The sequence below is a fragment of the Fibrella musci genome, assembly GCF_041321105.1.
GTDB classification, from domain to species: Bacteria; Bacteroidota; Bacteroidia; order Cytophagales; family Spirosomataceae; genus Fibrella; species Fibrella musci.
The window spans coordinates 191857-216715 of sequence record NZ_JBGGWD010000006.1; the positions used below are offsets into that span (position 1 = coordinate 191857).

Here is a 24859-nt window from a genome sequence, read left to right on the forward strand (position 1 = left end):
CAGGGGGCGAGGGGCTTAGGGAATGGCCCTCTCGCCCCCTGCCCCGCGCTCCCCCACGCAACGTCCGGATTCGTTTCCGCATCCTTGTAATGTCCGCGCCCTTCAATCGTCTTCACGTCGACATGTCAGTCGTTTCCTCCAACCCTTAACGTTATGTTTCGCAATTACCTCAAGATTGCCTGGCGCAACATTGTCAAGAGTAAGACCTTTTCGTTTATCAACGTGCTGGGGCTGGCCCTGGGCATGACCTGTAGCCTGCTCATTCTGTTGTGGGTACAGGACGAACGCAGCATCAACCGCTTCCACGCCAACGGGCCAAACCTCTATCAGGTGCTGGAAAATCAGCAGTGGACGGGCAACGAAATCAGCACTACCTCGGCGACGCCCGGCCCGATGGCCGCCGCCCTGACGGCTGAGGTGCCCGAGGTGGCGAAGTCGGTCAGCATCACCTGGGAAAACGAACTGCTGCTGACCGTCGGCGAGAAAGGGTACAAGGAAAAAGGCCGCTATGCCAGCCCCGATCTGTTTCAGCTGTTTTCATTTCCGCTCCTTCATGGCAACCCAAAAACCGCGATCGTTGGCCCCGGCAGCATCGTGATCTCGGAAAAAGTAGCGCAGAAATTCTTCGGCCGAACCGACGTGCTGGGCCGGATGATCCGGGTCGACAATACCGAAAACCGGCAAGTGACGGGCGTGATGCGCGACATCCCGATGACCTCGTCGCTCAAGTTTGATTTTGTGCTGCCTCTGGCCCCGTTTATCGCTAAAAACGAATGGCTGACCAAGTGGGAAAACAACGGCATCCGCACGTTTGCGCTGTTACAGCCCTCGGCCTCCCTCGACCGGGTGAATGCGAAAATCCTGAACATGGTACACGAGCACGACAAGAAGGTGACCACCATCAAAACCTTCCTGTTTCCACTTGAAGACACGTACCTGTACTCCAAATTCACCAACGGCCAACCCGACGGCGGCCGCATCGAATACGTCCGGCTGTTTACGATCGTCGCCATTTTTATTCTGGTGATCGCCTGCATCAACTTCATGAACCTGGCCACGGCCCGCTCGGCCAAACGCGCCAAGGAAGTGGGGATTCGGAAGGTGGTGGGTGCCGAGCGCGTGTACCTGATCGGGCAGTTTGTGGGCGAGGCCGTACTCACGGCGGGTATGGCGCTGCTGTTTGCCGTGGGGCTGGTGCTCGCATTGCTACCCGCCTTCAACCGGCTGACCGAGAAACAAATCGCGATCGAATACGGCAACCCGCTCTACTGGCTGACGCTGCTGGGGCTGGCCCTGCTCACGGGCATCGTGTCGGGTAGTTATCCGGCGCTGTTCCTGTCGGGATTGCAGCCGGTCCGTATTTTGAAAGGTACGTTGCGGTTCAACACGGGGGCGGTGCTGTTCCGGCAGGGGCTGGTGGTGTTCCAGTTTGCCCTGTCGCTGCTGCTGATCATCGGTACGTTGATCGCCGGTCGGCAGGTTGAATTTATCCGCACGAAAAACCTGGGCCTCGACCGCGAGAATGTCGTGTACGGGTCCATTGATGGCGAGTTGTCGAAACGCTTCGAGCTGTATAAAGATGAACTGCTACAGGCCCCCGGCATTCAGGCCGTCAGCTCGTCGGGCTCCGACCCGATGGACATCGGTAATTCGACCATCGCGGTGGAGTGGACGGGCAAAGACCCCGCCGACAAGACACTGTTTACGCAGATGCCGGTGAGCTACGATTTTCTGAACACGATGAAAATCAAACTGCTCGACGGCCGCGATTTCGACCGGAATACCATCACCGACAGCACCAATTACGTCATCAATGAGGAGGCCGCCCGGCGGATGGGCATGAAAACACCCGTGGGGCAGTACCTGAAGTTCTGGAGCAAGCCAGGTAAGATCATCGGGTTGGTGAAAAACTTCCACCTCAACTCGTTGCGCGTAGCCATCGAACCGCTCATTCTGCGCCTCGATACCGCCTATAACAGCACGATGATTGTACGTACCCAGCCCGGGCAGACCGACAAGGCGCTGGCGAGTATGCGGTTGCTGGCGAAGAAGTACAACCCGGCTTATCCGTTCGACTACAAATTTGCCGACGACAGCTTCGAGGAGCAGTACAAGAGCGAAACCCTGATCGGGAAGCTGGCCAACTATTTTGCTATCCTGGCCATTTTCATCGCCTGTCTGGGGCTGTTCGGGCTGGCGATGTTCACCGCCGAGCAACGCACCAAGGAAATTGGTGTCAGGAAGGTGCTCGGGGCATCGGTGCCGAGCATCATCACGCTGCTGTCGAAAGATTTCCTCCGGCTGGTAGTGCTGTCGATCCTGATTGCGTCACCCCTGGCCTGGTACGCCATGAGTCAGTGGCTCCAGGATTTCAAGTACCGCATCGACATCGAGTGGTGGGTGTTTGCGCTGGCCGGTCTGCTGGCCATCGGCATCGCCCTGCTGACGGTGAGCTTCCAAAGCATCAAAGCCGCCCTGATGGACCCCGTGAAGAGTTTACGAGCCGAGTAGGGCGGGGATAGCAGGGGGTAGCGGGGATCGCAGGGGCGGCTGGGTAGGTTGCCCACGAACAAGTTACCTGGGCGCATTTCCCTGCCACCCCCGCCATCCCTGCTATCCCCGCAACCCCTGCCCTTTTCCCCCTCTACCCTTATGCTATCAAACTACCTCAAAATCGCCTGGCGGAACCTGCTTCGGCACAAGGCGTTCTCCGCCATCAACATTGTTGGGCTGGCCATTGGTATGGCGGCCTGCCTGCTCATCCTGCAATACGTGGCCTTTGAGCTGAGCTTCGACAACTTCCACGACAAGGGTGAGCGTATCTACCGCGTGCGGCAGGACCGCTACGACGCCGGGAAGCTCAGCACCGAGTGGGTGTCGGGGGCCTATGCCGTGGGCAATTCGTTTAAAGACGCCTTCAACGAGATCGAAGCCTACGTGAAAGTGGTAGGTTCGGGCTCGGTCGTGGCCGACGTACCGGGGCGCGAGCAACTGAAGATTGAGAAGGTGTACTTCGCCAGTCCGGCGTTTTTTACGACGTTTTCGTACCCGCTGCTGGCTGGCGATGCCCGCACGGCCCTGACCGAACCCAACACGGTTGTGTTGTCGGAAACCGTGGCGAAGCGGTTGTTTGGTGCGGCCAATCCGCTGGGGCGAACCGTGCAGCTCAACCGGGAGAAGACCGAGAAGGTAACCGGCGTGTACCGCGACTTTCCGGCCAACGCCCACATGAAGCCCGACATCCTGCGCGCATACGCTACGTTTGTCAAGAACATGGGGCCGGATAACAATCCCGAGCAGGCCTGGACGTGGGACGGTTGCCTGACGTACCTGCTGCTGCGCCCCAACGCCGACCCGCAGGCGCTCGAAGCCAAGTTCCCGGCGCTGATCAACAAACTGGTTGGGGCGGAACTGAAGAAGTACAATTCGGCGGCGATCTACACGCTGCAACCCCTGCGCGACATTCATCTGTATTCGCATTACATCGGCGAAACCGAACCCAACGGCGACGGCAAAACGGTGTATCTGCTGCTGGGCATTGCTTTCTTCATCGTTGTCATTGCCTGGGTCAACTACGTGAATCTGGCGACGGCGCGGGCCATCAACCGGGCGCGGGAAGTGGGCGTGCGCAAAGCCATCGGCTCGCAACGGAGTCAGCTCATCAAGCAGTTTATGGTCGAGTCGGTGCTGCTCAACGGGCTGGCCGTGGTGCTGTCGTTTCTGCTGGTATTGGTGACCATTCCGGTGTTCAACAACCTGTCGGGGCAGCACCTGACGCTGTCGCTGCTGGGTAGCGCCCGGTTCTGGCTGGCGTTGCTGGGGCTATTTACCGTGGGTACGTTCTTCTCGGGCCTGTACCCGGCTTTCGTGCTGTCGGGCTTCCGGCCGGTGGTGGTGCTGAAAGGGCGCATGGTCAACACGCGGCAGGGCATTCTGCTACGCAAAGGGCTGGTGGTGTTTCAGTTTGGGGCGTCGCTCTTTCTGCTGGTGGGTACGTTGGCGGTGTCGCGGCAAATTCAGTTCATGCGCGAGCAGACGCTGGGCCTCAACATCGATCAGACGCTGGTGATTCGCCCGCCCATCGTTCATAACGACTCTACCTATATGAGTCAGATGAAGTCGTTTAAAGACGAACTGCTTCGGCAGGCGTCCATTCGTAGCATCACGGCCTCCACGTCGATTCCCGGCGAGGCGGTGGGCTGGAACGCGGGCGGTATCCGGCTGAAGGGCACCGACGAAAGCAAGGGTAAGCAATACCGCGTCATCGGCGTCGACTACGATTACCTCGGCGCCTACGGTATGAAACTGCTGGCCGGGCGCAACTTCGCCAAAGACTTCGGCACCGACCCCAGAGCGCTTGTTTTCAACAAAACGGCCGTGAAGCAACTCGGTTTTGCCAACCCCACTGAGGCCATTGGCAAGCAGGTCGAATTCTGGGGCGACACCTACACCCTGGTGGGCGTGGTCGAGGATTTCCATCAGCAATCGTTGCGGGAAGCGTTCGAGCCGCTCATCCTTCGCCTGATTCCCGACGTGCGCGGATTCTTTTCGGTGAAAATGGCACCGGGCGAAGCGGCCAAAACGCTGGGTACGTTGCAGGCGGCCTGGAACCAGTTTTTCCCGGGCAATCCGTTCGAGTACTTCTTTCTGGATGAACACTTCGCCGAGCAGTACCGCGCCGACCAGCGGTTTGGGCAGGTGTTTGGCTTCTTCACGGGCCTGGCGATTCTGGTGGCCTGTCTGGGGCTGTTCGGGCTGGCGTCGTTCACTACGGCGCAACGCACCAAAGAGATTGGCATCCGGAAGGCGCTGGGTGCGTCGGTGGGCGAAATACTGCAACTGCTCTACCGCGAATTTGCCGTGCTGGTGGGTATTTCGTTCGTGGTCGCGACCCCGCTGGCGTGGCTGGCCATCTACAACTGGCGACAGAGCTACGCCTTCCGCGCCGACCTCAACGGCTGGCTGTTTATCCTGCCCTTTGTGCTGGTGCTGCTCATCGCCCTGCTGACCGTCAGTTTCCAGACCATCAAAGCCGCTCTGATGAACCCCGTAACGAGCCTACGAGCCGAGTAAGGGCTTGTATTGTCGTTCGAAGTCCTCGTAGGAAAGCACAGACAGCGGCGGAAATTCGTTCGTTATCAGATTGCGCAGGTGCCGGTCATTGCTGATGATATGATCCGCCTGACTAGCAAAGTAACAGTCCACAAACTTGTTACGGTCCGACGGGTCGGGCATCTTTGTCCTGCTCAACCAATTGCCATAAAAAGGACGGGTTTATGAGCGTGACGTTGGGCAGCAGGAGCAGGTAGTCGAGCGACGCATCGGTACGGTCTATGCCGTAGCGTATGGCTACCTGCTCCCTATATTCGGTTAGTATTTCGTTCGATAGCGCCAGTTCAAACTTGCCCTGGATAAGGCATTCATACACCCAGTGGTATTTGTACTGCGGTGCCAGCGAAACCAGGAACACATTGGTATCTAAAAGCAGACGCAGCTTATTCATTCAGCCATCGATCAAGGTCTGCCTCACTGATCGTACGCTCTTCTACGGCCTGACGTACTTTGTTGACCAATTTCTCCGAAAAGAATGTCGCTAGTAATTGGCGTACGGCCAGGAGGTCATCGTCAGTGGGCTCAAATGAATACACTTTGAGCAATTCCAGTTGAAGCGAGCTGAGTTTTTGCGTTTGCATACCCGTCGGATTTAGATCAAACCTACGTTAAAACGCAACTAACCCCAAGCTAATTCCCGACGGGTTTACAGCAATAAGGAGCGCCTGCTGGCAACCCATCAAAGCCGCCCTGATGAACCCCGTAACGAGCCTACGGGCCGAGTAAGGGCTTTTTTGTCATCCCGACCGGGGCGCGTAGCCGTCAGGAGGGATGACAAAAAACGGCGCTTTCAACCCATAACTGAGGCGGTTTATCCCATTTCGGCCCCGCAAGGCGTAAAGCGGGTTAGCTTTCGGCTCACCTTAACGGTCGCCCGATGAACGTACCTGGCTCACTCCGGTTTATCCTTCTTTTCGTCACCAGTCACCTCTTCGGTCAAGCGCCCGATCTGGTGCCGACGCAGGGCATAACTTCGCCGCTGCATGGGGCCAATGTGGGGCGCATCCGCTTCACGGACCGGGCTATCCCCGCTGCCGACCTGACCGATACGGCTTGTCTGGGTACGTATACGCTTACCAACCGCAGCAACCTGTTCATGACAGCGTTTATGGGCAACTCGCTCACGAATTACCTGCATCAGCTCGCCCCCGATCTGCCCGCCGACGTACTCACGAAAACAGGCGGCTATCAATTCAATTTCTTTGTCGACGACCGGCTCGTGTATCAGAGCAACCTGCATCCCGGCGCGCCCTATGCACAGGTCAAAAACACGGAAACGATCATCAGCAAGCCGCTGATCGACAACCAGAAAGAGGGTGCGTGGTGGAGCCAATCGGCCTGGAACCGGTTTATGAACAACGGCGGAGATGCCGCCTTGACCGAAGGCCCGCACCGGTTCCGGCTCGACATCCGTCCGTACCTCGGCCCGACCAACCCGATCGTTGGCGGGCTGCTGGCAAGCGGCGAACTGAAACTGCTCGTCAACCGCAAGCCGGTGATCGACCTACGCACCATCCGGCTCAACGTACCCAAGCCTTATCCGGGACTGCCGGTGTCGACCGAGCGGTTTGACCGGGACAAGATCAAGACGCTGAAAGGGATGATCGACGCGGCAGTGTTTAAGCACATTACGAGCGTGGTGGTGCTGCATAAGGGCAAGCTGCTGATCGAGGAATATGGCAACGGCGCGACCCGCGATTCGCTGCACGACGTGCGCTCGGTGGGTAAGTCGCTGGCCTCGACGCTGACGGGCATGGCCATCCGGGACGGGCATCTGACGAGCGAAACCCAGCCCCTGTCGGCCTTCTACGACCTGCGCGTGGTAGCGAACAACGTACCTAGAAAAGCCCAGACCACCCTTCGCGAACTGCTGACGATGAGTTCGGCGTTCGACGGCAACGACGACGACAACGACTCGCCCGGCAACGAGGAAAACATGTACCCCACGCCCAACTGGGTCGACTTTACGCTGAACCTCCCGATCGACACGGCGAAATACAAGGGCACGTGGCATTACTTCACGGCGGGCGTGGTGCTGCTGGGCGACGTGCTGCACAAGGTGGTGCCGGGCGGGCTGGAGCGCTACGCCGGGCAGCAACTGTTTGGCCCGTTGAGGATTCGGCGGTATCGGTGGCCCTACACGCCGCAGCAGACCGTTAGCCTGGCGGGCGGCATCCGAATGAACGCGCTGGATCTGGCCAAATACGGGCAGCTCTACCAGAACGGCGGTCGCTGGCAGGGCCGACAACTGGTACCCAAGGCCTGGGTCGACAAGACGTTGACCCGCCACAAAGCCATCCCCGGCCGACCGAACGAGTACTACGGCTACCTGTTCTGGAACAAGACATACCGGGTGAATGGCAAGGCCTACGAGACGTACTATGCCACGGGCAACGGCGGCAACAAGATCTTCGTGTTCAAGGATCAGCCGTGGGTCATCGTCGTGACCGCCACCGCATACAGCACTGCCTACGCCCACTCCCAGGTCGACCGGATGATGGAGCAATACATCCTCCTCGCTTTGCTGCATTAAGCTTAATATGGTTTGAAGCTGATTAATTAGTAGGTAACCGCTTAGTCAATTCGGATTTGTTGCTTTTGTTGTCATCACGCGAAAGCCGATACTTGTAAGATCTCCAGTGTAATCTGAGGAGAATATATTCACCATAGAACTAGAAACAGCTATATATCAACTATTTGTAGTTCCGAAATTTTGTGTCCAATAATATGTTGGGTGGCCAGTTCAACGAAGATATGAGCGTAACTTTCTGGGCGACAGGGCAAATACGACTGACAAGGATATTCTCAAAATGTGTTTGCTATCTTCGTGCTAGCAGGACCCATCAATTAGTACACTTCCTAACCTGACATTATAGGAGGGCAAGTGATGCCCCCTGTAATGTTTAACAGAGTTGCATGGAACCCAAGAAGCTCATAGCCAACATCCTTGTTGCGCTTACCATTATCACTGCTTTGTACAGCATTATCAAGGACAAAGATGATTTGTTTGCTAAATTATTTCCGAACGGGAATATATTAAATATTTATTCTGTTTCTCTACTAATCATAATTACCAACTTTGCGACCTTTTATGTGATTTATGTTTATTACTATAGTGAAAAGGAGAAGCACAAAATGACCCAGAAAGAACTAGAGCGTGCTGATTTTTTATTAGCTGACAAAAAGAAGAAAGAGATAGTTGATGTATATACAGGAATACCCAATGAGAAAAAGTTCATAATAGACATTCAAAACTTGAAAAATACGTTGTATCATCTGATCCTAATTGATTTGGACAATTTTGGTAATATTAATAAAAGATACGGCCATGACAAAGGTGATAAAATTATGAAATTGATAGCTCAGAGTTTATACAGCAGCATGCGTCGAGATGAAGAAATATATAAGAGAGAACAAAGATTGCAAGATTCTTTTGTAAAGCGAATATACAGAAAGTATAATAAAGGTGATGAATTTATATTTCTGATTAGGGGAGAACAATATGAAGCTATTGGATTTATTAATAGGGTGAAGAAAGAGTTTGAAAAATTCTCCAACCAAACTGAGGAAATTGTAGGAGAAAAAATAAATTTAAATTTTCATGCTGCTATTAGTCCAATTTATCCGAATGAGCAGTTTGATATATATTATCGAAGACTTCATGAGTGCTTCGTCTTGGCGGCGGAAGAAAAAAACAATAAAAGGATCTATTGGTATTTAGACGAACATTACAAGTTTGACAGTAATGACTTTCGACGGAGAATATACGATGAATCAGAAAGACTGTTTCGTGTGTAAATACGTGCGTTAATTGGGCTAAGTTTTTATAGTCTGGGTGTATTCCACTCCACAGGTTGTTTTTATCAATAAACCAGCCTAACATCACAGGTATATTCCTTCTAACAAGTTGGCCGCTCAGTAGACAGAATTTTAGCAAAGCGGATTAGGTGCGTGTTCAGGCTTCGCGCTGGGTTTAATCGTTTTGTACGTTTGTCGTTGCTTCGTGTGGCGTCACTTACGAGCGACAGGCAGCAGGCCGCCAGATCAAGCACAGCAGCCCAACCGGCAGGGGGTGGAAAGATGCAGGCTACGTTCGTTCAGGTGGTGGCGTCCACACCATCAACCGCTTGGGCCGTTGGGCTAGTTACCTAATACTACGTATCATCACAACATAGTTTTGGTGTGTCCACTGGATGAATGGCCGCAGCGATAAGCTCAACCGCCGTCAACAGAACGTACCCAGCTAGCCGAGAAATACTTTCTTGCCGGTGTTGGCCGCTCGGTAAATGCCTTCGATGACGCGCATGTCTTTGCAGCCTTCCTCGCCCGAAATATGCGATGGTAGCGGTTTGTTGCTCAGGATGTGGCTGGCGATGTCGTCGAGTTGGGCGGCTTAACTCATACGAATCTGGTAACGTACCTGCGTTGCTGGATCAGCCGCCGAACAAATCTGGTTTCATTTTCGTATTATTGTAGACAACCAGCCACTTAATAGGCTGCTTCGCCATGAAAACGACCAAACGCACGATTGCCGCTTCGGCTAAAACAAGCGCGGTCTTCCAGCGCATTATTGCCGACAAGAAGGCGCTGCGGGAGCGGTGGGCAACGGGCGGTCAGGCACCCACACCTCTTGCCAATGGCCAGTCGAACGCCGAATCCTTACCCCTGCACTAAAGAAGAGGAAGCTGGTCGCATTTCATATGCCTTTGTGACCGACCAGCACGTTCACTACCGGGCTTATTTCTCGGATTACAGCTACATGTTCGGTAGCCACACGTTCCTCTGCCAATTCTATTCGTTTGATCTGGTGGTAGTTGGTGAACTGCGCCCACCGAAGTTCACACAGGTAGATCAGCGTATTGCCGATACGGTTGTCAATTGCTTTAGCGCTATCTTTCAAGCCATTGACAATGTCGTCATTACGGTGTACGACAGCTCTGATCAGGCTGAGTTAGCCCGTAAGCGGAAGTTTACCAAGTGGTTTAACGATGCTGATGTAGCCGATATCGAGAAAGTAGACTTTGAAGTAGCTGATGAATCGTACACTCTGCTATCCTCTGTATTTCTGCACACCTCATTGCCTGACAAAGACGCTATCCTGGACCGCTACCAATTAATTTTGGAAGGCGGTAATATTCCGCTCGACTAACCGAGAAGCACCTTCTTGCCCGTGTTGGCCGCTCGGTAAATGGCTTCGATGACGCGCATGTCTTTGCGGCCTTCCTCGCCCGAAATGTGGGCTGGTAGCGGTTTGTTGCTCAGGATGTGGCTGGCGATGTCGTCGAGTTGGGCGGCTTGCTGGTTGATGACCGGGAAATTGAATACGCTCCGGCTCGTTTTCCCCGCAAACGGGCCATAACTCAGGGCCGGGCTCAGCTCAAACGTACCCTCGTCGGCCGAGGCGAAGAAGCGGTCGATGTTGCTGTTGGCGGTGGTGGCCGAGGTGCAGACCGCCCCACTCGGGAAGTACAGTTGCCACATGATGTTTTCCTCCACCTCCCGGAACCGGTCGGGCATCGTCACCGGGCCATACTGCGCCGTTACCGCCATGGGTTCTTCGCCCAGTACGTACCGGCTGCTCTGTACGCAATAGACGCCCAGATTCATCAGCGGGCCGCCGCCCGCCAGCGCTTTGCTCAGGTGCCAGTCGTCGGCGGGGATGCCCGCGAGCCGGTAGCCCAACGACGCTTCGATCCAACGTACCTGACCAAATACCTTTTCCTGCCCCAGCCGTTTGAGTTCGATGTGGTGCGGTTCGTAATGCAACCGATAGCCAACCGCCAGTTGAACACCCGCCCGCTGGCAGGCCTCGATCATCTGCTGGCAGTCGCGCTCCGTAAACGCCATGGGTTTCTCCACGATCACGTGCTTGCCGGCCCTGGCTACCCGCAGCGTGTACTCCTTGTGCAGGCCGTTGGGCAGCGTGATGTAGACCAGATCGATATCCGGGTTGTTGGCCAGTTGGTCGAGCTGGTCATACGAATAGATGTTCTTGTCGGACAGATTAAAGTCGGTTTTCCACTGCGCCGCTTTGGCCGGTGTGCCGGTAATCACGCCGTTGAGCCGGCAATAGCGCGAGTCGGTCAGCCCGCTTTTCAGTACGTTGGCGTACCGGCCCAGTCCGCACAGGGCGATGTTCAGCTTTCGAGTCTCCCCAGGTACGTCGAAGGCCGAGGCCACAAGGGAGGGTGAGAGCGTCGAGGCACCGAGGCCCAGCCCAAGTTTATTGATGAATGAACGTCTGGAGTACGGAGCCATAATGCCTTAGTTGAGGCGACCAAGTAGGCGCGCCGAATCGCTTCGTCCAAGCCATAAAAGGCCCAAAGGCGATTCGGTACGCTGAATGGCAATCGGGTTGCCAGGGCTGGCCCGGTAGGCTCACGTCGCGGTAGGCAACAACTACGTTTACGGGCATGTGTTGGCGTGCCCAACGCAGGGCCAGACAGGCACAGCTAAGTCAGTGTCGGCAGTAGCCCGCCCTACATCTGAAGTCGGTGACAATGAGCGCGCCTAACTGGGGCGAGGTTTGGGTTTGTTCGTAAATAGTTTCGTCTTTTAACAGCGGTTGGTTTCGCTCAACTGCTGAACCGACTCAGACAAGTATGGAGGATAAGCAATTACTGGAGGATAGCCTCCTCAAGGTGTGGAGTGAACGGAATGATGCGCAGCGGCTCGACGTGATGCAACGCATTTATGCCGCCGATATCGTGTTTTACGAGACCGATCAGGGCGAAGCCATCAAAGGCCATCAGGCGATCGATGCCCTGATCAAAACACTGCAAAGCCAATGGGCGCCTGACTTTGTCTTCTCCCTGACCAGACCCGCCGTAATTAATCACGGGGTTAGTCATGTCGCCTGGACACTCGGAGCCGCGGAGGCCCCCCCTGTCGCCAGCGGTATGGATATCGCCATTATCGAGAACGGCCTCATCAAAGAGCTGTATCTGTACCTAGACGCCCCCGCTGCTTGATGCAGTCGTGACTATCTAGCTGGGGGCCACTTTTCACCAATCAGAAAAAATTGAGAAACTGTTGTGAAACCGATTGGTTGCGCGTATATTTGCAACCGAACGGTTTCATTAATTGCGTAATTCATCGATGCGAAGAGATATTTTTCAGGCAATCGCCGATCCGACGAGGCGGGCCATCATCGCCCTGATCGCCTTGCAGGCCATGACTCCGAACGCTATTGCCGACCACTTCAACACAACCCGGCAAGCCGTGTCGAAACACCTGCGCATTCTCACGGAATGTGAGCTGGTCAAACAGGAGCCGCAGGGCCGGGAGATTTATTATTCGCTGGAGATCGACAAACTGAAAGAAGTAGACAACTGGCTGGCCCAATACCGGACGATTTGGGAAACCCGGTTCAATCAACTTGACGAGGTATTATCCATGATTAAACAACAGAACCAATGAACACCAACTTGCTCTTCGACTTCACTGTCGACAAACCCCAGAAAACGGTAGTCATCACCCGGGAATTCGCCGCCGAGCTCCCGCTGGTTTGGGATGCGTTCACCAAGCCCGAACTGCTGGACCAATGGGTAGCCCCCAAGCCCTGGTCATCCAGGACGAAGTACATGGATTTTAAGGTCGGTGGCCGCCGGTTCTACGCGATGGTAAGCCCTGAGGGACAGGCCCGTTGGTCGCTTCAGGAATACACGTCGATCAGTCCGAAGACCCATTACAGGATGTACAATACGTTTGCCGACGAACACGAAAACCCCGAACTGCCCGGTTCGGAATGGGATACGACGTTCAGCGAGCAGGACGGCATCACTACCGTGCGGATTGTCATTAAAAACGAATCGCTGACCCGCATGGAGCAGATGATCGAGATGGGCTTCGAAATCGGGTTTAAGATGTCGATCGATAACCTGGAACGGCTACTGGCCGACTTGTCGAAACAGCAGCCGGCTAAAGCCATCTGATTCTGTTTGCATTGGCCCGCTGGCCTACCTTAACAACTCTTAACAGGCTGCTTAGCAGGTGGGTACGTACCTTGGTCGCTCCATCAGGTACGTACCAATATGCTACAGCATTACCTCCACATCGCCGGGCGGCAGCTGCGGGCGCAACGCGGCTACACCGCGCTCAACATTGTCGGGCTCACCATCGGGATGGCGGGCGGTCTGCTGATTTTCCTGTTCCTGCAACACCACCTCAGCACCGACCGCCACCACGCCCGATTCGACCGGACGTACCGGATCACCACCGACCTGCACCTCGACAATGGTGTGGTGGAATATTACCCCGAAGCGCCGCTGCCGATGGCGCAGGTACTGCGCACGGCTTACCCGCAGGTGGAACAGGCCGCCTTTGTGCGGGTGAACCGCTCGCTTACGGTCAACCTGAACCCGGTAAACGGGCGCGCGTCGGTGCGGTTTCTCGAACAGGACAACACGGCGCTGGTCGAAGCCCAACTGTTCGACATTCTGGACTACCACTGGCTGAGCGGCGATCCCAAAACGGCCCTGCGCGCGCCCAACAGTGTGGTGCTCACCGAGTCGTGGGCGCAGCGCTATTTCGGGGCGGCCAATCCGCTGGGGCAGGTGCTTGACCTGGACCACCACGTAAAAGCGACCGTTACGGGCGTTGTGGCCGACCCGACTAATCCCACCGATACCCAAATCGGCCTGTTTATTTCGATGCCGACGATCCGGCAACTCGACCCGACCTACGACGTGACCGAGTGGGGGCAACTGAACAGCACCAACCGGCTCTATTTCACGCTGAAAGCCACCGCCCCAAACACCGCCATCGGGCAAATCGAGGCTTCGCTGCCCGCCCTGTCGAAAACGCATTACGGCGAGCTGGCGCATGTCTATCAGTTCCACACGCAACCCCTGGCCGACATCCATTTCGACGTGCAACGGTCGGGGGGCGTGATCCGGCGGTCGTTGCTGGGCGCGGTGGGCCTGATCGGCCTGTTTCTGCTGCTGACGGCCTGTATTAACTTCATCAACCTGGCGACGGCACAGGCGTTCCGGCGCAGCAAAGAAGTGGGCGTCCGCAAAACGATGGGCAGTTCGCGGGCACAGCTGGCGGGGCAGTTTCTGCTCGAAACGGGCCTGATTGTCGGCGTGGCGCTGCTACTGGCCCTGTTGCTGACGGCGGTCACCCTGCCCATGTTCCGCAATTGGGTCCACGCGCCGCTGACCCTCCGGCCCACCCTGTCTACGCTGCTCTTCATCGGGCTGCTGCCGGTCGGGGTAGTACTGCTGGCGGGCGGATATCCGGCGGTTGTGCTGGCCCGCTTCAGCCCACAGGCGAGTCTGCGCGGCAACGTACCCGCGTCTGCTGTGGGGGGCTACTCGCTGCGGCAGGGGCTGATCGTGCTTCAGTTTGTGATCTGTCAGGCCCTGCTGGTGGGCGCACTCGTGGTGGTGAAGCAGGTACGTTTCACCCAACAGACGGATCTGGGCTTTCGGCAGGATAACGTCTTGATCGTCAATTTGCCCGCCAGCGATAAACACGCCTGGACCACGCTCAAAACCGAACTGAGCCAATACCCCGCCATCCGGTCGGTGACGCTGCAATACCGCCCGCCCTCGGCCCGCGAAATGAACGGCGGCTCGTTCAAATTCGGCGCCAACCCCGACTGGACCAACTTCCCGGTGCGTGAACGCCTCGCCGACGCCGATTACCTGAAAACGTACAACATGCAGCTGTTGGCGGGCCGCAACATCGTCGCGGGCGATTCCATCCGCGAGTACGTCATCAACGAAACGCTGATGCGTAAGCTCGGCTACCAGAAACCCGAGGCCATTCTGGGCCAACGCATGCAGTATTACCTGTCGGCGGTGCCGCTGCCGATCGTGGGCGTTGTGAAAGACTTTCACCTCAAATCACTGCACGACCCCATCGAACCCTGTTTCATCGCGTCGTTTCCGGGCATGTATCGGCAGGTGGGCATTCGTATGGCGGGGCCGTCGTCGGGGCAGACACTGGCGCACATCCGGTCTGTTTTCCAGAAGCTCTACCCAACCGATGTGTTCACGTATGATTTCCTGGACGATCAGCTGGCGCGTTTTTACGAGACCGAAACCACGCTGGCGCGGCTTGTCAACCTGTTTGCCGGGTTGATCATGGTGATCTGCGGCCTGGGGCTGTACGGCCTCGTGGCGCTGGCGGTAACACGGCGCACCAAAGAAATTGGCGTCAGGAAAGTGCTGGGCGCTTCGGTCGGCAGCATCGTGGCGCTGCTGTCGAAAGACGTGCTCCGGCTGGTGCTGGTAGCCATTGCGCTGGCGTCGCCGCTGGCGTGGTGGGCCATGCAGCAATGGCTGGACGGGTTCGCCTACCGAATTGATATTCGCTGGTGGATGGTAGCCGCGGCAGGTACGTTGGCGGTGGGCGTGGCCGGGCTCACGATCAGCTACCAGACCATCCGCGCCGCCCGCATGAACCCTGTGGCGAGTTTGCGTAGCGAGTAGGCGCGGCTGGGTACGTTACCTGGCGTTGGGTAGCTTGTCGAGGTAGGTCTGCGTGCTGGGCTGCACGGTGCCGTAGGTTTCCACGTCGACAACCGCTACCCCCACAAACGCCAGCTGCTGCCGTTCGGCTTCGGTGGGCGGGGTGGCGTACTCTTCCTCGTTGATTTTCTTCGTCGCCAGTTGTTTCGTCAACGCGCTGATGCCGGGGTGATTGCTCAGAATCGGCTGGGCTTCGAAGGTCTCGCCGGGGCGGGTGCCGCTGCGGTCGTAGTTGATGCAATAGGCCAGTAGCCAGGCGGTCTCGACGGCGTGCGCGGGCACCAGCACTACTATAGTTTTGACGAGGATGCCATTCTGCGAAATATCCTCGTAAACGCCGCTCTTTTCGGCGATCCAAATCAGGCCGGGCGGCAACTCAACCCGAATGGGCGCGTTGGTGCTGTTCCTGAACGACACGCAGAACGCCACGGCATTACCCGACCCTTTGACCGTTTTCTTTTCCCGGGCTTCGTACCAGCAATCGCTGTCGGCTCGCGGCTTTTGCACCAGGGTAATTCCGGTCGGAAACGTAAACGGAGCACCCAGTGGGCGCTCTTTTGAATCGCCAAAGCCGGGTGCCGACGAAGCGGGGGGTAGGGGATCGACCTCCGGCTCGGGGATAACCGACTCGGGGGTAGGGCTGGTGCAGGCCATCAGGCCGGTTAGCAGCAAGAGGTAAAGCGAGGCGCGCATAGTATCTGTTGTTTAGAGGCCCAAAGGTGCGCCGCGCCTATTGGCAGACCTTGGCTGAACTCGTTCAACCGGAAAAAGCAACCGATGAAGCAGCGTTGCCCGCAAAACCTGCCCGTTGGCCAGGGATATTCGGTTGCTCGTTGACCTTTGGTATGGGTAGTCGCGCATGGGCAGCTGGCTTTGCCGGTTATAGGGTTTACGCTAGAGCCAGACCCAATGCCTGTGAAGGTGTTACAATGACCACAAATCCGTTTTTCATGAAAAAACTGCTCAGCCTATCGCTCGGCCTGCTGCTCGCCGTATCGAGCCTGCACGCACAAAACAAACTCTGGACCGCCGACAAGGCCAACGACTGGTATAAGAAACAGGGCTGGCTGCGGGGGAGTAACTTCCAGCCCAGCACGGCCATCAATCAGCTGGAAATGTTTCAGGCGGCCACGTTCGACCCGCAAACCCTCGACCGCGAACTGGGCTGGGCCGAGGGGCTGGGCATGAACGCCATGCGCGTGTACCTGCACCACATTCTCTGGACGTCGGATCGCGACGGGTTCAAAAAACGGCTCGATCAGTATCTTCAGATTTCGAATAAGCACGGCATCAAAACGATTCTGGTGTTTTTTGACGACTGCTGGAACGACGAGTACCACCCCGGTAAACAGCCCGAACCCAAACTCGGTGTGCACAACAGTGGCTGGGTACGTGACCCCGGCACCATGATCCTGAATCACCCCGATAGCCTGCCCGTGCTGGAGCGGTACGTGAAGGACGTAATGACGACGTTTAAAAATGACGACCGCATTCTGCTCTGGGACCTCTACAACGAGCCGGGCAACAGTGGCTATACCAACAAAAGCATGCCCCTGTTGAAAGCCGTATTTGGCTGGGCGCGGGAGGTGGGCCCGTCGCAGCCGATCAGCGCGGGGCTCTGGAACTGGGGCCCGCAGTTTGATGAGCTGAACAAGTTCCAGATCGAGAACTCCGACGTAGTGACCTATCACCAGTACCAGTATATCAATTACCACCGCGACCGCATCAAGGAACTGCGGAAGCAGAACCGGCCGCTGATCTGCACCGAATACATGGCCCGCCGCAACGGTAGCCTGTTTCAGACGGTGATGCCGATGCTGAAGGCCGAAAACATCGGGGCCATCAACTGGGGGTTTGTGTCGGGGAAGACCAACACCATTTTCGCCTGGGACACCCCCATTGCCAGCGGAAAAGAGCCTGAACTCTGGTTCCACGACATCTTCCGCAAAGATGGCAAGCCCTTCAGCGAAGACGAAGTAAACCTCATCAAATCCCTGACGGGAAAAAAGTAGAGACGCATCCTTGCGTCTCCGCTACCGGCCAAACCTAGCTAGCGTTTATGAAAAAAAGGGTATTGTTCCTGTCGCTGCCAGCGCTGGCGGCAGTCACGTTGCTATCCATCAGCCGTTTCGATAGCAAACCGTCGGCGGAACGGCGCCCCAACATCGTGGTGATCCTGGCCGATGATCTGGGCTTTTCAGATCTGGGTTGTTACGGGAGTGAGATCAAAACTCCCAACATCGACTACCTGGCCAACAGCGGCGTTCGGTACACGCAGTTTTACAACACCTCGCGCTGCTGCCCAACCCGGGCGAGCCTGCTGACGGGTCTGTATAACCAGCAGGCGGGCATTGGCAAAATGACCGAAGCCGAAGACCAACCCGGCTACCGGGGTCACCTGACCGCCAACACCGTCACGCTGGCTGAGGTACTCAAGTCGGCGGGCTACCAGACCGGCATGACGGGCAAATGGCACGTCTCGAACACCATCGTACAGAAAGATCCCAAAGCCCAACTCGACTGGCTCAACCACAAGAAAGACTTTGGTGATTTTGGGCCTATCGCGCAATACCCGACCAGCCGGGGCTTCGACCGGTATTTTGGCAACATTTGGGGTGTAGTCGATTTCTTTGATCCGTTTAGTCTGGTGAGCGGCACCAAACCCATTACGCAGGTGCCGAAAAACTATTACCATACCGATGCTATCAGCGATACCACAGTGGCCTACGTAAAGGCGTTTGCCAAATCGTCGGCTCCGTTTTTCCTGTATGTGGCGCACACGGCCCCGCACTGGCCCCTGATGGCTCCGCCTGAGGACATCGATAAATACAAGCACACATACAAAGGTGGATGGGATGTCATTCGGAAAGCCCGGTACGACAAAATGGTGAAGCTTGGGCTGATCGACCCGGCCAACACCAAACGCTCGACCCGCTGGCAGGACGACCTCAAGTGGGAAAACAATCCCGACTCGGCCTGGGATGCGCGGGCGATGGCCGTGCACGCCGCCATGATCGACCGGATGGATCAGGGTATCGGCCGCCTGATTCAGACCCTGCGCGAAACCGGGCAACTGGATAACACCCTGATCGTGTTTTTATCAGACAATGGCGCCAGCCCCGAAAACTGCGCAGCTTATGGTCCCGGTTTCGACCGGCCCAACGAGACGCGCGATGGTCGCGCGATTGTTTACGACCTGAAAAAACAGGTAATGCCGGGACCGCAGACCTCGTTTGCCTCGATCGGGCAACGATGGGCCAATGTGGCCAATACACCTTATCAGTACTGGAAAGCCGAGTCGTATGAAGGCGGTATCCACACACCCATGATCACCTTCTGGCCTCGCGGAATCAAGGCGAAGAAAGGTAGCCTGAACGCGCAGGTCGGGCATGTTATGGATTTCATGAGCACGTTTGTGGAACTGGCGGGGGCAACGTACCCAACAACGCACCACGGGCAGCCAATCACGCCTACGACGGGTATTAGCCTTGTGCCCTCGTTTCAGGGCAAAGTCGTGCCGGGGCATGAGGCGCTATTTAACGAGCACTTTGGCGCTCGCTACGCCCGCTCCGGCGACTGGAAGCTGGTATCGACAAGCCGCGACACAACCTGGCACCTCTATAATCTGGCCGCTGACTGCACCGAAAGGCAGGACGTAGCGGCACAACATCCCGATAAAGTGCAACAATTAAAAAAACGCTGGCAACAGTGGGCACAGGCGCATCATGTGTTTCCTAAGCCAGGGAAGCCCTAGCGCCACTCCTCAGCGGGTATCCCGGCTGGCGACAGCAGCCACCTCCTTTATTCGTTAGTACAATAGAACAGCCATTGCCAGAAGCCTCATCGCAGGGCTGGTAATGGCTGTTTTTAGGTTATAAATGGGCCAACGATCATTATTGGGTGCTGGCAGACTTACTTACAGGTTTACCCTAAGGTACTGTAAATGGGCAGACAAGCAGGTAACTACTAGCTCGCCTGTATTTGGTAAAGAACCCTCGCTAACAAGACCTATACTGTAACCGATTTACTAACGGGTAGGTTAGGCCCTGAGTACAGGGTCGCAAATCGCCCAATATCACCCTATTGACTGACTGGCAGTCATCAATACGTCGGCGCCGTTGACAATGGTAACGGCTACAGACAACACCAGCCAGTAAAAAAACTCTTTATTTAAGCTAAAATAATCTGTCTTTTAATATAAATCCTGCAACCGATTGCAATTTTATAAACAAACACTAGTTTTGCATTCAATAAAGTAAAGTTTGCATCATAAGTAGATAGGGGATTTGGCGGGTCGGTTGGTCAGTTTGGTAGAACTGCTCATGGCCTGTCAACGATCGCCGCTTCAAAAACGAGTAGTGCTTCATCGGCCGCTCAGCCTGATAGTGAATTGATCAATAGTCAACGTATAACTAAGGATTACCTGTCACCTGCTCTGTCACGCGTTTACCCAATCAGTACCTATAAAAGCCGTTTGCCAGTAAGTACTCCCTTTAACCAATAAATCCAGAATACTATGTTAAATCAATTACCAACTCACGTTTCTGTCGCGAAATTGCTGCGGTTGGGGCTTTACTGCTCCCTGCTGTTCAGCGTGTTGGTTACGTCTGCCTGGGCCAAAGCCCCTCAGGACCAACCCGTATCGGGTACTGTGCTCGATGAAAAGGGAAGCCCCCTCGTCGGTGTGAACATCCAGATTAAAGGCACCGCTCGGGGGGCAACCAGTGATGCCAACGGCGCGTACCGGATCGAAGTGCCCAATGCCAACTCGGTACTGATCTTCAGCTACATCGGCTACAAACGGCAGGAGGTCACCGTTGGTGGTCGTGCCGTTATCAACCTGTCGCTGGAAGCCGATGCCAGTGCGCTGGATGAAGTGGTGGTGGTAGGCTACGGCACCCAGAAACGCTCGTCGCTGACGGGAGCCGTTTCGACCGTGACGCCCAAAGAACTGACGGCCCTGCCCGTGCCCAGCGTGGCGCAGGCCCTACAGGGGCGTGTACCGGGCGTGTCGGTAGTGAATAACGGCGGACCGGGCTCCGCACCCACCGTACAGATTCGGGGTATTGGCTCGATCAACTATGCATCGGGTCCGCTGTACGTCATCGACGGCGTACCGACGGGCGACCTGACGAGCTTCAACAATAATGATATTGAGTCGCTGGAGGTTTTGAAAGATGCCAGCTCAGCGGCTATCTACGGGTCACGCGCTGCCAACGGGGTCGTCCTGATCACCACCAAGAAAGGCAGCCGCGACAACCGGGTACGTGTTTCGATCGATTCGTATGTGGGCACGCAGAGCGCCTGGCGCAAAATCCCCGTGCTGAACCGCGACGAATATGTACGCTATGCCACGGCGCTGACCTCAAACGCTGGCATTCCGCTGCCCGGCCGCCTGAGCAACCTGAACACGCCGATCTATACCGGCGCTACACAGACCTTCGCCCAGACAGAAACCAACTGGCAGGATGAGCTATTCCGCAACGCGCCCATTCAGCAGCAGCAGATTTCACTGTCGGGTGGTAACTCGGTATCGCGCTTCTTCGCGTCGGGTAACTACTTCAACCAGCAGGGCATCATGCAGGGAACGAGCTACGAGCGCGGCTCGCTGCGCCTGAACTCGGATCACCAGATTGCCAAGTTCCTGAGCATCGGCCAGACGCTGACGGGTGCCTACAGCAGCCAACGCCCCGAGCAGGGCGGCGACCGCTCGCAGATGATGCACGCCTTGCGGATGATGCCCTACTGGCCCACGATGGACCCCACGAAAGTCGGTGGCTACAGTGCCCCCACTGCCCTCGATGGCTCTGACCCGGAAAACCCGCTGCGCTATCCGGCGCTCGACATCACCCGCAACCGCTTCCTCAAACTGTTTGCGACGTTCTACGCCGACGTTCGGCTGACCAATTACCTCCGCTACCGCTTCAACTACGGGGCTGATTTGGGCTACGGCGTAAACAGTACGTTCCTGCCTATCTATAATGATGGCTATGGTGGACGTACCTCGGCCACCGTGCAGGATACGCGCACCACGAATATTTCGCAGGTGCTCACCAACCAGATTACGTTCGATAAAACGTTTGGTAAACACGCCATCAACGTGCTGGCGGTAGCCGAGCAACAAAATGTTAAGTTCAGCGGCCTGAGCGGCTCTGGTATCCGGCCTAACAATGACCTGGAGGTGATTCAGGGTGTCAGCAACCCGTCGGTAACCAGTAACCGTAGCGAAACCAACCTGATTTCGTATGTCGGTCGGGTCAACTATGAGTTCGACGGTAAGTACCTGGTGAGCGCGTCGATTCGTCGCGATGGCTCGTCGCTGTTTGCACCGGGTAAGAAGTGGGGTAACTTTCCCTCGGCATCGGTGGGCTGGCGCATCAACCAGGAGTCGTTCATGAAAGCCATGCCGCAGTTCTCGGAACTGAAACTGCGCGCCAGCTACGGCAAAACCGGCTTCAATGGCATCGGCAACTACGCCTGGCAATCGCTGGTGCAGGCCGACGCCACGGCCTATCCGTTTGGCGCCGCCAATAGCCTGGGTTCGTACTTCAACGCGCTGGGCAATACCGAATTGCAGTGGGAAACTACCGACATGGTCAATGTGGGTGTGGATGCAGGCCTGTTCAACAACAAGATCACATTCTCGGCCGAAGTCTATAACCGGTTTACCGACGGCCTGATTCTGGGCGTCCCCATTCCGAACTCGATCGGGTACAGCAACGCGCCCGTAGCCAACATCGGCAGCATGAAAAACTGGGGCTACGAGTTTCAGGCGGGCTACAACTACTCACGGGGTGATTTCCGGCTGAACGCTTCGGCTAACATCGGCATCACGCGTAACCGGGTGCTGAGCCTCGCCACACCGACGGCGTCGATCTTCGCCGGTCAGAATGCTGACTACGGCGGATTCGATATCACCAAAACTGAAGTGGGTCAGCCCGTTCAGTCGTTCTTCGGCTGGCAGGTCGATGGCATCTTCCAGAGCCAGGCCGAGATCAACGCCGCCAATGCCAAGGATGGCGACGACAAAACGCTGTATCAGGACAAAGCCGCTCCGGGCGACATTCGGTTTAAGGACATCAACGGCGATGGTCGTATTACCGACGCCGACCGGACGTACCTGGGTAGCTACCTGCCCAACTTCAACTACGGCGCCAATTTCTCAGGTACGTTCAAGAACTTCGATTTCACGCTGTATCTGCAAGGTGTTCAGGGTAACAAAATCTACAACGGCACGAAGGTCGTGACGCAGGGTATGCTGCGTCTGTTCAACGCGGGCCCGGCCGTGCTCAACGCCTGGACTCCTACGAACACCAACACCGACGTACCTCGCGCCATCAGTGGTGACCCCAACAACAACAGCCGCACGTCGGACCGCTTCATCGAAGACGGATCATACATGCGGATCAAAAACCTGACGATCGGCTACTCGATTCCGGCCAAAACGCTCGGCGGGCTCACCAACAACGTCGTGAACCGGGTACGGGTGTACGTGTCGAGCCAGAACCTGCTGACCATCACCAAATACACAGGCTACGACCCCGAAATCGCGTCGCGTAACGGCACGCTGCTGCGCAACGGTATCGACTACTCGAACTACCCGCAGGCACGGACCATTCTGGCCGGTCTTCAGATCACTTTCTAACGGATTACGTCCAAACCGAACATCTCATGAAACGATATCCTATTCTTACCGGCGCGTTGCTGCTTAGCCTCGCCGTTGGCTGCAACGAGAAATCGCTGGATCAGCTGAACCCGAATGCGGTAACCACCGATAGCTACTTCAAAACGGACGGGCAGATTCGAAGTGCCGTGAATGGCATCTACGCCGCGCTACAAGCGACCAACCTGGTGGCCCGCGAGTGGTTTTTTGTCCATGACCTGCGCTCCGACGACGTGGCCGCCGGTGGGGGGCAGCTCGAAACACCCCGTAACCAGTTGCTGACGGGTGCCTATGATACCGGCAACTCGGTGATGAGTTCTGTGTGGACGGGGGCCTACCGCGTCGTTCACCGCGCCAACGTGGTCATCGACAAGGCGGCCGCCGCGACCAGCCTGACACCAGCGGTGTCTAAACAGGCCGTTGGCGAAGCACAGTTCCTGCGGTCGTGGGCTTATTTCGACCTGGTGAGCATGTGGGGTGGCGTGCCGCTCTACAAAAACTACGTGACCACGATCGCCGGTTCACAGCCGCGCGCCTCGGAGGCCGACGTATACGCCTTCATCATCGCCGACCTGAAAGCGGCGCAGGATGCATTGCCTGCTACCTACGACGCGGCCAACCAGGGCCGGGTTACCAAAGGCGCGGCGCAGATGCTGCTGGCCCGTGTATACATGCAGCAGGGCGACTACACCAACGCAAAAACGGAGTTGCAGAAAATCATCAGCTCGGGGCAGTACAGTTTGGTGAGCGAATACTCGGATAATTTCATCGAAGAAACCGAGTTCAACAAAGAGTCGATCTGGGAGGTGAACTTCCTGCCGTCGGGTGGGTCGTTCAACTGGAATGGCGACGCTGATGGCGCCACGGCTGGTGAGGAAACCGTACGGACGCAGGAATACTCGGCCGTAGGCTGGCGGAACATCATCCCGTCGAACAGCCTGCTCAACGAGTTTGAGCGCCCTAGCAAAGGCGACGCGAAACTCGATCCCCGCTACGCCAAGTCGTTCTACACGACGGGCGACAAGTTCAACGGCGACAAAGACGTGCTGACCGATGCCGCCCAGAATGGTAACAGCTCCGTCGTCGACGGCGTGACGCAGAAAGTGAGCTGGCGGAAATTCAGCCTCATGTACAAAACCAACAACTCGTTCCTGACGGGTGGTATCAACCAGCGGATGATGCGTTACGCTGAAGCGCTGCTGGCGATGGCCGAGTGCGAAAACGAACTGGGCAATCTGGCCAGCGCGGTAACGTACCTGAACCAGGTACGTGCCCGTCCGTCGGTGGCTATGCCCGCTTACCCCACGGCCAACTACCCCGTTTCGAACAAAGACCAGGTGTTCAAAGCCATCGTGCACGAACGCCGGGTTGAGCTGAGCGGTGAAGAAATTCGCAACCGCGACATCCTGCGCTGGCGGAAACAGGGTAAGCTGACTACCGAGCCCCTGTCGTACTTCCAGAAAGGCAAAACGGAGCTGCTCCCGATTCCGCAACAGGAGATCGACAATAACCCCAACGTAGGTTCGAAAGGCCAGAATCCGGGGTATTAATCGGGTGGAAGTTTATCGTGTTTTTGTCATCCCGAAGGAGGAATGACAAACCAGAA

General features: G+C 56.3%; 18 protein-coding genes. 14 read left to right on the plus strand and 4 right to left on the minus strand.

All coding sequences use genetic code 11. The features are described from left to right. Window positions 1-153: 153 nt before the first annotated feature. Window positions 154-2511 carry an ABC transporter permease gene (locus ACAW74_RS20215; RefSeq protein ID WP_370700040.1) on the plus strand — a complete coding sequence of 786 codons (2358 nt, stop codon included), beginning with the start codon at window positions 154-156 and terminating at the stop codon, window positions 2509-2511. A gap of 141 nt (window positions 2512-2652) precedes the next feature. Further along, window positions 2653-5073 carry an ABC transporter permease gene (locus ACAW74_RS20220; protein ID WP_370700041.1) on the plus strand — a complete coding sequence of 807 codons (2421 nt, stop codon included), beginning with the start codon at window positions 2653-2655 and terminating at the stop codon, window positions 5071-5073. A 139-nt stretch (window positions 5074-5212) separates the two neighbouring features. On the opposite strand, the gene ACAW74_RS20225 is transcribed toward ACAW74_RS20220, so the two are convergent. Together ACAW74_RS20225 and ACAW74_RS20230 are read right to left on the minus strand one after the other, a co-directional pair. Further along, the gene (locus ACAW74_RS20225; RefSeq protein ID WP_370700042.1) at window positions 5213-5503 is read right to left on the minus strand and encodes a PIN domain-containing protein; all 291 of its coding nucleotides are present in this window, start codon (window positions 5501-5503) and stop codon (window positions 5213-5215) included. Next, window positions 5496-5693, minus strand: a complete 198-nt coding sequence (locus ACAW74_RS20230; RefSeq protein ID WP_370700043.1) for a DUF8507 family protein — start codon at window positions 5691-5693, stop codon at window positions 5496-5498. Before ACAW74_RS20230 ends, ACAW74_RS20225 begins: the two co-directional genes overlap by 8 nt. Window positions 5694-5989: 296 nt before the next feature. Here ACAW74_RS20230 and ACAW74_RS20235 point away from each other — a divergent pair, with 296 nt between their 5' ends. The 4 genes from ACAW74_RS20235 (at window position 5990) to ACAW74_RS20250 (ending at window position 10261) form a co-directional block, all read left to right on the plus strand. Next, complete coding sequence (locus ACAW74_RS20235) at window positions 5990-7645, plus strand: serine hydrolase domain-containing protein (RefSeq protein ID WP_370700044.1); 1656 nt, start codon at window positions 5990-5992, stop codon at window positions 7643-7645. A 383-nt stretch (window positions 7646-8028) separates the two neighbouring features. Further along, on the plus strand, window positions 8029-8910 hold the full coding sequence (locus tag ACAW74_RS20240; RefSeq protein ID WP_370700045.1) for a diguanylate cyclase domain-containing protein: 882 nt from the start codon (window positions 8029-8031) through the stop codon (window positions 8908-8910). Window positions 8911-9618: 708 nt separating this feature from the next. Next, window positions 9619-9786 carry a hypothetical protein gene (locus tag ACAW74_RS20245; protein ID WP_370700046.1) on the plus strand — a complete coding sequence of 56 codons (168 nt, stop codon included), beginning with the start codon at window positions 9619-9621 and terminating at the stop codon, window positions 9784-9786. Then, entirely contained in the window at window positions 9749-10261 is a 513-nt protein-coding gene (locus tag ACAW74_RS20250; protein ID WP_370700047.1) for a DUF6169 family protein, read from the plus strand. The genes ACAW74_RS20245 and ACAW74_RS20250 overlap by 38 nt, the downstream gene beginning before the upstream one ends. Here ACAW74_RS20250 and ACAW74_RS20255 read toward each other — a convergent pair. Beyond that, on the minus strand, window positions 10258-11370 hold the full coding sequence (locus ACAW74_RS20255) for a Gfo/Idh/MocA family protein (protein ID WP_370700048.1): 1113 nt from the start codon (window positions 11368-11370) through the stop codon (window positions 10258-10260). The two genes, ACAW74_RS20250 and ACAW74_RS20255, sit on opposite strands and share 4 nt — an antisense overlap. Window positions 11371-11714: 344 nt before the next feature. Between ACAW74_RS20255 and ACAW74_RS20260 the strand changes: the two genes are divergently transcribed. The 4 genes from ACAW74_RS20260 to ACAW74_RS20275 all read left to right on the plus strand — a co-directional run bounded on the left by ACAW74_RS20260 (window position 11715) and on the right by ACAW74_RS20275 (window position 15551). Then, a complete protein-coding gene (locus ACAW74_RS20260) occupies window positions 11715-12083 on the plus strand; it encodes a nuclear transport factor 2 family protein (RefSeq protein WP_370700049.1) in 369 nt (122 codons plus the stop codon). Window positions 12084-12210: 127 nt separating this feature from the next. Further along, window positions 12211-12531 carry an ArsR/SmtB family transcription factor gene (locus ACAW74_RS20265; protein WP_370700050.1) on the plus strand — a complete coding sequence of 107 codons (321 nt, stop codon included), beginning with the start codon at window positions 12211-12213 and terminating at the stop codon, window positions 12529-12531. Then, a complete protein-coding gene (locus ACAW74_RS20270) occupies window positions 12528-13046 on the plus strand; it encodes an SRPBCC family protein (RefSeq protein ID WP_370700051.1) in 519 nt (172 codons plus the stop codon). Before ACAW74_RS20265 ends, ACAW74_RS20270 begins: the two co-directional genes overlap by 4 nt. Window positions 13047-13145: 99 nt before the next feature. Beyond that, window positions 13146-15551, plus strand: coding sequence for an ABC transporter permease (locus ACAW74_RS20275; protein ID WP_370700052.1), 2406 nt, complete (start codon window positions 13146-13148; stop codon window positions 15549-15551). 15 nt (window positions 15552-15566) lie between these two features. Here the strand turns inward: ACAW74_RS20275 and ACAW74_RS20280 are convergent, their stop codons facing one another. Continuing rightward, the gene (locus ACAW74_RS20280) at window positions 15567-16283 is read right to left on the minus strand and encodes a hypothetical protein (protein WP_370700053.1); all 717 of its coding nucleotides are present in this window, start codon (window positions 16281-16283) and stop codon (window positions 15567-15569) included. 257 nt (window positions 16284-16540) lie between these two features. On the opposite strand from ACAW74_RS20280, the gene ACAW74_RS20285 reads away from it, so the two are divergent. The 4 genes from ACAW74_RS20285 to ACAW74_RS20300 all read left to right on the plus strand — a co-directional run bounded on the left by ACAW74_RS20285 (window position 16541) and on the right by ACAW74_RS20300 (window position 24803). Then, a complete protein-coding gene (locus ACAW74_RS20285) occupies window positions 16541-17602 on the plus strand; it encodes a cellulase family glycosylhydrolase (RefSeq protein WP_370700054.1) in 1062 nt (353 codons plus the stop codon). Window positions 17603-17649: 47 nt separating this feature from the next. Next, window positions 17650-19344 (plus strand): arylsulfatase, encoded by a 1695-nt coding sequence (locus ACAW74_RS20290; RefSeq protein ID WP_370700055.1) that lies wholly within the window; start codon window positions 17650-17652, stop codon window positions 19342-19344. Window positions 19345-20106: 762 nt separating this feature from the next. Continuing rightward, window positions 20107-23235: a SusC/RagA family TonB-linked outer membrane protein gene (locus ACAW74_RS20295; protein WP_370700056.1), complete on the plus strand. Its 3129-nt coding sequence runs from the start codon at window positions 20107-20109 to the stop codon at window positions 23233-23235. Window positions 23236-23261: 26 nt separating this feature from the next. Then, entirely contained in the window at window positions 23262-24803 is a 1542-nt protein-coding gene (locus ACAW74_RS20300) for a RagB/SusD family nutrient uptake outer membrane protein (RefSeq protein ID WP_370700057.1), read from the plus strand. Window positions 24804-24859 lie beyond the last annotated feature (56 nt).

Coding starts and splice junctions, on each gene's coding strand:
- ACAW74_RS20215 (WP_370700040.1), top strand. CDS start 154: ATGTTTCGCAATTACCTCAAGATTGCCTGGCGCAACATTGTCAAGAGT.
- ACAW74_RS20220 (WP_370700041.1), top strand. CDS start 2,653: ATGCTATCAAACTACCTCAAAATCGCCTGGCGGAACCTGCTTCGGCAC.
- ACAW74_RS20225 (WP_370700042.1), bottom strand. CDS start 5,503: ATGAATAAGCTGCGTCTGCTTTTAGATACCAATGTGTTCCTGGTTTCG.
- ACAW74_RS20230 (WP_370700043.1), bottom strand. CDS start 5,693: ATGCAAACGCAAAAACTCAGCTCGCTTCAACTGGAATTGCTCAAAGTG.
- ACAW74_RS20235 (WP_370700044.1), top strand. CDS start 5,990: ATGAACGTACCTGGCTCACTCCGGTTTATCCTTCTTTTCGTCACCAGT.
- ACAW74_RS20240 (WP_370700045.1), top strand. CDS start 8,029: ATGGAACCCAAGAAGCTCATAGCCAACATCCTTGTTGCGCTTACCATT.
- ACAW74_RS20245 (WP_370700046.1), top strand. CDS start 9,619: ATGAAAACGACCAAACGCACGATTGCCGCTTCGGCTAAAACAAGCGCG.
- ACAW74_RS20250 (WP_370700047.1), top strand. CDS start 9,749: ATGGCCAGTCGAACGCCGAATCCTTACCCCTGCACTAAAGAAGAGGAA.
- ACAW74_RS20255 (WP_370700048.1), bottom strand. CDS start 11,370: ATGGCTCCGTACTCCAGACGTTCATTCATCAATAAACTTGGGCTGGGC.
- ACAW74_RS20260 (WP_370700049.1), top strand. CDS start 11,715: ATGGAGGATAAGCAATTACTGGAGGATAGCCTCCTCAAGGTGTGGAGT.
- ACAW74_RS20265 (WP_370700050.1), top strand. CDS start 12,211: ATGCGAAGAGATATTTTTCAGGCAATCGCCGATCCGACGAGGCGGGCC.
- ACAW74_RS20270 (WP_370700051.1), top strand. CDS start 12,528: ATGAACACCAACTTGCTCTTCGACTTCACTGTCGACAAACCCCAGAAA.
- ACAW74_RS20275 (WP_370700052.1), top strand. CDS start 13,146: ATGCTACAGCATTACCTCCACATCGCCGGGCGGCAGCTGCGGGCGCAA.
- ACAW74_RS20280 (WP_370700053.1), bottom strand. CDS start 16,283: ATGCGCGCCTCGCTTTACCTCTTGCTGCTAACCGGCCTGATGGCCTGC.
- ACAW74_RS20285 (WP_370700054.1), top strand. CDS start 16,541: ATGAAAAAACTGCTCAGCCTATCGCTCGGCCTGCTGCTCGCCGTATCG.
- ACAW74_RS20290 (WP_370700055.1), top strand. CDS start 17,650: ATGAAAAAAAGGGTATTGTTCCTGTCGCTGCCAGCGCTGGCGGCAGTC.
- ACAW74_RS20295 (WP_370700056.1), top strand. CDS start 20,107: ATGTTAAATCAATTACCAACTCACGTTTCTGTCGCGAAATTGCTGCGG.
- ACAW74_RS20300 (WP_370700057.1), top strand. CDS start 23,262: ATGAAACGATATCCTATTCTTACCGGCGCGTTGCTGCTTAGCCTCGCC.